Origin of the sequence: Rhodopila globiformis, assembly GCF_002937115.1 — a bacterium.
In the GTDB taxonomy this organism is placed as follows: domain Bacteria; phylum Pseudomonadota; class Alphaproteobacteria; order Acetobacterales; family Acetobacteraceae; genus Rhodopila; species Rhodopila globiformis.
In genome coordinates this window covers 1-6436 of record NZ_NHRY01000155.1, presented here as the reverse complement: position 1 = coordinate 6436, position 6436 = coordinate 1, and the positions used below count along the sequence as shown (strand labels likewise).

Here is a 6436-nt window from a genome sequence, read left to right as displayed (position 1 = left end):
GGACTGATCCAGGCCGGCATCGCCCGGATTTTACGCGACGTCGGGCAATCGACCTTCATCGCGGCGATCTGGGGAAAAATCGGCACCGCTGCGTCAGGCACAAGCGGATCGTCAGCGCCGCTCGCCGGCAAAGCCGCGTAGCTCACCCAGATCCGCCCTCATCGTTCCGGTCACGTGGCGCCAATCCGGCGCCACGCAGAAGAAATGTCGCCTGGAAACTACAGTAAAGCTATCGTAAAGATCGACCATTCCTGTACCTGGCAATCTGCAACGAAGACAGAGGTCTCGTCGCGGGTTAGCGACTGGAACACCGGCACTGATTTTGAAGCCTTTTGCACCGCTATCGAAGACCTATCAGCCAAAATGGAAGGCGAGTGGAGCCCTGAGCAGACCGAATTGGCGTTGGTCTCTCGCGGTGGCCGCCTACCCGCTTCTTGGCGAGCTTATGTCGTCGAGCAAAGGCTTGCGAGATTCACTGGCCCAACCGGTATCCCGAGCATGTGAGACTTTCTCAGCCCGATTACCTATTCGCGTCGTTCGCCGTTCTGCCCCTCGTGCGCTCCGAGCCGCTTCGGTCCTGGCAGCAGATCATCTGCTCCCGGCCACACCCTGCCCTAAGCGAATAACCGATCGTGACGCGCCATAGCCTGCAAGCAAATTGGCAGAAAGCCATCCGATCCGGCCAGCGGACAGGGCTGCTCGCATCAAACGCACGCCGACTGGCATAAACCACGTCGTTGCTTCACCGCCACCGAGACCGGCAACCACCGAAGCGAAGCGCAGCCGCCAACCGGCTGCACCCCCCTGCCCCTACTTCGACGCCGTCGTCTGCGTCACCGGCATATCCGTCTCCCACCCGCCGCCCAACGCCTTGTACAGCGCCACCAAATTCGCCGACACGTTGGCGGTACTCTGCGCCAGCTGCTGCTGCGTCGCCAGCAGGTTCCGCTCGGTGTCCAGCACGGTCAAAAAGTCCGCCACCCCCTGCGCGTAGCGGCTTTGCGCCAGCGTCAGCGCGCGGCGGTTTTGCGCCACCGCCTGGATCAGCTCGTCCCGCCGCGTCTGCTCGGTCTTGTAGGCGGTCAGCGCGTTGTCCACGTCGTGCCAGGCCTGCAGCACCGTCCGCTGGAAGGTGATCGCCGCCTCCCGCTGCTGCGCCTTGCGCAGTTGCAGGGTCGAGCGCAACTGCCCGCCCTCGAAGATCGGGATGGTGATCGCCGGCCCGAACGCATACTGCCGGGCATTCATGTTGAACAGGTTGCTGAACTGCAGCGCCTGCGGCCCGAAGCTGCCGGTCAGGCTCAGCTGCGGATAGAAATTCGCCTCCGCCACGCCGATGTTCGCGGTCGCCGCGTGCAGTTGCGCCTCGGCCTGGCGGATGTCCGGCCGGCGGCGCGCCAGTTCCGACGGGAAGCCCACCGGCACCTTCGGCGGCACCGGCGGCACCGGCTTCGGGGTCGCCAGCTCGTCGCGCAGGGCGTTCGGCGGCTGGCCCAGCAGCAGGCTCAGCGCGTTGATCAGCGCCGCCTCCTGCTGCTCCAGCGGCGGGATCTGCGACAGCGTCGTGCGCAGCTGCGCCGAGGCGTTGGCCACGTCCAGGTCGGTCGTCACCCCGCCGGCCGCGCGCTGCTGCGTCAGGTTCAGGCTCTGCCGCGCGGTATCGACGTTCTCGTGCGCGATCGCCAGCTCCGCCTGGGTGCCGCGCAGCTGCACATAGTCGCGCGCGACCTCGGCCAGGCTCGACAGCAGCGCCGCGCGGGTGGCCTCGTCCGCCGCAACCGACGACGCCGTCGCGGACTCGACCGAGCGGCGTATCCCGCCCCACAGGTCAACCTCCCACGTCGCGTCGAAGCCGGCCTGGTACAGGTCGAACGGCGCCAGGTTGCCGGTGCTGATGCCGCCGGCGGAGTTGCCCTGCGCGCCGTTCGCCGCGCTCGCCCCGGTCGCGCCGGGGATGACCGCGAAAATGCCTTCGTTACTGGCCTTCTCGCGCACATAGGAGGCGTTGGCGCCCAGCGTCGGGAACAGTGACGCGCGGGCGACGCCGAGCTGGGCGCGCGATTCGCTGAAGCGGATGGCGGCGGCCTTCACGTCCAGGTTCTCGGCCGCCACGCGCCGTTCCAGCTTCGTCAGTTCCGGGTCCTTGAACAGCTCCCACCAGTTGACGTCGATCGGCGCGGCGACCGGAATGCTGGGCGGCGGCTTCACCGCCTCCTTCGGGCCGGCGAACCAGGATGCGGGCGAGGCCCAGGCCGGGCGCTCGTAGTTGGGGCCCATGGTGCAGCCGCCCAGGGCCGTGGCGCCCAGCAGGGCCGTCGCCAGTGTCAGTGTCCGTTTCAGGCTTTTAATCATCTCGCTAATCCAGCAGGCATTCCGCTCCGGCACAAGCCAGTGTCCCAATCCGATCGTCGCGTTCAGTGTCCCGCCGGCGCGCCATTGGGCGCCTGCGGCAGCAGCAGGGCAACCGGCGCGACGACCAGCGCCAGCAGCCCCAGCAGCCAGAAGGCATCGAGGTAGCTCATGATGAAGGCTTGCGCCTGCACCATCGCATCCACCGGGGCAAGCGGCGTGTTCCAGCCGAAGCCGTTGTACGCGGTGATGTGCTCGGCCAGCCGCGCGTGATGCAACTGGCTGCGCTCCTCCAGCAGGTTGGTGACGAACGACACCCCGAAGCTGCCGCCCAGGTTGCGCATCAGGTTGATCAGCGCCGACGCCTCGTTGTTGCTCGCTGGCGGCAGCCCGACATAGGACACCGCGCTGATCGGGATGAACAGGAACGGCATCCACATCACCTGCGACATGCGGGTGAACGACATGGTCCAGAAGCTGACGTCGAGATCCAGCCGCGTGGCATGCAGCATCGACCACGACACGCCCAGCGTCGCCATCAGGATCAGCCATTTCGGCTGCACCAGCCGCCCGGTGACCACGCCCACCACCGGCATCAGGAAGAACGAGGCAACGCCGCCGAAGCCCAGCGTCATGCCGGCGGTGGTGGCGTCGTAGCCCATCAGCGACTGCGACAGCTGCGGTAGCAGCTGCGTCGTGCTGATCAGCAGGAAGCCCACCAGGAACATCAGCCCGCAGCAGATGCCCAGGGACCGGAAGCGCAGCAGGCGGATGTTCACCACCGGCTGCGGATGGCGGATCTCCCAGGCCACCAGCGTCGCCAGCGACAGCCCGCTGATCACCGACATCGTGGTGATGAAATGCGAGGCGAATCCGTCATCCAGCTCGAACCGGTCGAGCACGATCTGCAATGCGCCGAAGCCCAGGACGACCAGGGCGAAGCCGAATACGTCGACGTTCAGCCCCTGGTCCAGCAGCGCCCGGCGGTCGCGCCGCAGCGCTTCGGGCTCGGTCACCAGCCAGCCGACAAGCACCAGCGACAGCAGGCCGATCGGCAGGTTGATCAGGAACACCCAGTGCCAGGAGAGATTGTCGGTCAGCCAGCCGCCCAGCACCGGGCCGACGGCCGGGGCGCTGACCACGGTCAGGCCGTACAGCGCGAATGCCTGCGCCCGCTTCTCCGGCGGGAACGTGTCGGCGAAGATCGACTGCTCCGTCGGCGCCATGCCGCCGCCGCCGGCGCCTTGCAGCACCCGGGCGACCACCATCATCGACAGCGAGGTCGACATGGCACACATCAACGAGCTGGCGGTGAACAGCCCAACGCAGATCATGTAGAACCGCTTGCGCCCCAGCACGTTCGCCAGCCAGCCGCTGATCGGCAGGACGATGGCGTTGGAAACCAGGTAGCTGGTCAGGATCCAGGTGGACTCGTCCTGGTCCGCCGCCAGCGTGCCGGCGATGTGGCGCAGCGCGACATTGGCGATGGTGATGTCCAGCACCTCCATGAAGGTTGCGATCGACACCACCCAGGCGATCAGCCACGGATTGCGGTCCCCCGCGGCCGAGCGCGGCAGGTACGGCCGGGCCGGCGCTACCATCGCGGAGCACGGGGCACGGTCTTCTCCGCCCTCATCATAGCCGGGCGTGTCTCCTCTCTCACCGTCATGGCCGGGCGCAGTCCCGGCCATCTGCGCTTCAACGGTGGGGGGTGGATGGCCGGGACACGCCCGGCCATGACGGTGAGGCAACGGACCAGCCGGCATGTGTCAGAGCCCCTGCGGTACGACCAGGCCACGCCTCAGCGCACCCGCACCGACGGCACGACCGACATGCCCGGAGCCAGCGTGTAGTCCCTGGTCCGGGGATCGTCGAACACGATCTTCACCGGCACGCGCTGCACGATCTTCACGTAGTTGCCGGTCGCGTTCTCCGACGGCAGCACGCTGAACACCGTGCCGGTGCCGCCCTGGAAGCTGTCCACCTTGCCGTGGAACGTCACACCGGGGACGGCGTCGACCGCGATGTCGACCGCCTGCCCGGGGCGGATCAGGGCAAGCTGGGTTTCCTTGAAGTTGGCGGTCACCCAGCGGTCGTCCTGCACCAGCGCGAACAGCGCCTGGCCCGGGTTGACGTAGTTGCCGGCGCTGACGGTGCGGTGCGTGACCATGCCGGACACCGGCGCGGTGATGGTGCAGTAGGACAGCTGCAGATCCGCCGCCTGGGTGTTCGCCCGGGCCTGTTGCAGCGACGCCTGCGCCGCCGCCACCTGGGCCTGTGCCGCCCGCAACTGCGCCTGCGCGCCGCCCACCATCTGCCGGCTGGCGTCGAGCTTCGCCTCGTCGGCGTGGTAGGTCGCGGTCGCCGCATCGACCTGCTGGCGCGTCACGGCACTGGGATTGATCTTCTGGTAGCGTTCGTAGTCCTGCCGCGCCTGCACCAGATCGGCCTCGGCGACGTGGACGTTGGCGCTGGCCTGGTCCACCGCGGCCTGCTGCACCGCCACCTGCGCCTGCGCCTGCTGCAGCATCGCCTCGGCGCTGGCCTGCTGCGCCCGCGCCTGGTCAACCTTGGCCTGGTAGTCGCGCGAATCGATCAGCAGCAGCACCTGCCCGGCCTTGACGTGCTCGTTGTCGGCGAACAGCAGCTTCGTCACCTGGCCGGCGACGCGGGAGGCCATCTGCGTGGTGTAGGCATCGATCGCCGCGTCATCGGTGGTTTCGAAGTTGCGGGTGTCCAGCCAGTACAGCGTGCCCCCCACAGCCAGGCCGACGAGCACCAGCGCGCCGAAGACGAAACCCAACAGCCGCTTGACGGGCCGCTCGGTTCGACGGGATGCGCCAAGCGTCTCCCGCCGGACATCCTGAGTCAGTTCATCCATCGCCGGGCTCCGTCAGCGCGGTCGTCGACGGTCAGGCGTCATTGACCGAACCGTTCGGTCACTCTATGGCTTAAATTTGATGTGCGCGCAACCTGTGCCAGCGCCGTTGCGGGGATAATCAGCCGGATGGATGTCGGAGTCGTACTCAGCCCGGAAAAGCGGACCCAGATCCTGTCGGGCGCCGCCGCGGTGTTCGCCGCCGACGGCTATGAGGGCGCGAGCATGGCGCGCATCGCCGCCGTCGCCGGGGTCTCGAAGGGCACGCTGTACAATTACTTCGACAGCAAGGCCGATCTGTTCACCGCCTATATCAACGAAACCTGCGAGCGGCACCTGGCCCGGGTGTTCGACCAGGCGGATCACAGCGGCGATCCGGCCGCGGTGCTGCGCAGCGTTGGCAAGCGCATGGTGCAGATGATGCTGTCCGACCAGGGCCTGGCGATCCACCGGATGGTCATCGCCGAGGCGGTCAAATTCCCTGCCCTCGCCCGCGGCTTCTTCGAGGCCGGGCCGGCGCGCGCCATCGGCTTCCTGGCGGCATGGCTGGCCGAGGAAACCCGGCAGGGCCGGCTGCAGGTGGCCGACGCGGAATTCGCCGCGGAGCAGTTCTTCAACCTGTGCCAGGCCAGGCTGGTGCTGCGCCGCAGGCTGGAAATGCTGCCCAACCCGCCGGACAGCGAGATCGAGCAGGTGATCGAGGCATCGATTCGCATGTTCCTGCGCACCTATGGAACCGACTGACTGCGCCACGGTGCCTCTCGGGCGGTGCATGACACATACGCGTCCGCCATTCCTGGCAGGTCCGCGGCCCGGCCTGCAGGCGCTGGCAAAAGGCCGTTGTAACGAATAGGGCCGGGGGCTATACGGCTTGACCTGAATTTCTGGAGTGAGCATGACGACCAGGCTTGCGCTGGTTCTTGTCGCGCGTGAAACGCCGCGTCATCGGGTCGGCAGGAATGCCACCGGGGCGGGCGATTGCCTCGATCGGGGTCTCGTGATTGCCTGTCATGCAGCCGGCCGGGAAGGTGACGATGTGGGCTCCGGCGGCGACCGATACTCCGCCGCGTGACCATGACCCTGGTCTACCCATCGGTCGGCTTTGGCATCGGCATGCTGGTCGGGCTGACCGGGGTTGGCGGCGGCTCGCTGATGACGCCGCTGCTGGTGCTGCTGTTCGGCATCCATCCCTCGGTCGCGGTCGGCACC

4 protein-coding genes and 1 pseudogene are annotated in these 6436 nt (G+C 67.4%); 2 read left to right on the top strand and 3 right to left on the bottom strand.

Annotation, left to right across the window (positions count from 1 at the left end):
* Positions 1-810 precede the first annotated feature (810 nt).
* The 3 genes from CCS01_RS15210 to CCS01_RS15200 form a co-directional block, all read right to left on the bottom strand.
* Positions 811-2352 carry an efflux transporter outer membrane subunit gene (locus CCS01_RS15210; RefSeq protein ID WP_104519648.1) on the bottom strand — a complete coding sequence of 514 codons (1542 nt, stop codon included), beginning with the start codon at positions 2350-2352 and terminating at the stop codon, positions 811-813.
* A gap of 62 nt (positions 2353-2414) precedes the next feature.
* A complete protein-coding gene (locus tag CCS01_RS15205) occupies positions 2415-3950 on the bottom strand; it encodes a DHA2 family efflux MFS transporter permease subunit (protein WP_170114643.1) in 1536 nt (511 codons plus the stop codon).
* 200 nt (positions 3951-4150) lie between these two features.
* Positions 4151-5230, bottom strand: coding sequence for an HlyD family secretion protein (locus CCS01_RS15200; RefSeq protein ID WP_104519646.1), 1080 nt, complete (start codon positions 5228-5230; stop codon positions 4151-4153).
* 126 nt (positions 5231-5356) lie between these two features.
* On the opposite strand from CCS01_RS15200, the gene CCS01_RS15195 reads away from it, so the two are divergent.
* Together CCS01_RS15195 and CCS01_RS15190 are read left to right on the top strand one after the other, a co-directional pair.
* Positions 5357-5971 carry a TetR/AcrR family transcriptional regulator gene (locus CCS01_RS15195; RefSeq protein ID WP_104519645.1) on the top strand — a complete coding sequence of 205 codons (615 nt, stop codon included), beginning with the start codon at positions 5357-5359 and terminating at the stop codon, positions 5969-5971.
* A 330-nt stretch (positions 5972-6301) separates the two neighbouring features.
* Positions 6302-6436: pseudogene (locus CCS01_RS15190) on the top strand (sulfite exporter TauE/SafE family protein); the annotation flags it as partial.